Source organism: Halorubrum sp. SP3, assembly GCF_005435195.1.
Lineage (GTDB): Archaea > Halobacteriota > Halobacteria > Halobacteriales > Haloferacaceae > Halorubrum > Halorubrum sodomense.
Map to the genome: position 1 here is coordinate 487 of NZ_SGTU01000069.1, position 821 is coordinate 1,307.

The following is an 821-nucleotide window of genomic DNA, read 5'->3' on the forward strand; positions in this document are numbered from 1 at the left end:
GTGATCTCGACGCCTTCTGGTTATTTTCACATATTAGTATTTCCCATACGGCAGATGGCACTTAGAAAACGAAATAAAGTATTCATGGTTGTATGAGTACCCCCCGTGATCTTGCTTCCATCTTGCGATTTTTGAGACCACTCACGAGGGTGTATTCCCTAGAATTGATACCCCCGTGAAGCCGTTCCTTCTGCTTATTTTCATTATATTGTAGCCCCCGTGAATAGTACCATCACTTTGGATGAGTCGCTGCGGGCGAATTCACTTGTTGACCGTGAATCGTGATCCGGGTGATCTACGTGAGTCGAAGTTTACCGAGTTCAGTTTCGGTAGTCAGCCACTCTCTTAACTAGAGGATCTAGTCCGATCTACAACGGCACACTACTCTATCCAATTGCTTATGAAAGACGGAGGAACACAAGTCGTTACTCGTCGGTATCGAATGCCGGAGCGAAACTCAGGAGTCGCTTCCCAAGTTCGGTTAGCCTGTATCCCCACAGAACGCGAGGACGTGAACCGTCGTCAAGTTCTACTTGACTAGAGGTGGCTTCGTAATCAGTGTGGTAGCGGATCTTCGAGGCCAGTCCACCAGCTCCATCAACCGGCTGATGCCCAAGTTTCTCCAACCTCTTTGCCGGCATGTCACCCCTCTTACACAGGTCATACTCGATGATCTTCGCCCATGTGTTGTAGGCTTCGCGCAGGGTCTTCTGGGGGGTGAACTCATCTGTTTCCTTGTCTTTTGTTACACTATCTGTATCAACCTCAACAAACGTGTCGAGGAAAATTTGCGGAAGCGAATCTTCGGTGTCCAGCCGAAG

General features: G+C 48.7%; 1 protein-coding gene. It reads right to left on the reverse strand.

Annotated elements, in window-relative coordinates; translation table 11 throughout:
- Nucleotides 1-425: 425 nt before the first annotated feature.
- Nucleotides 426-821 (reverse strand): hypothetical protein (locus tag EXE42_RS18670; RefSeq protein WP_158293723.1); only part of this gene is annotated, 396 nt, incomplete at its 5' end.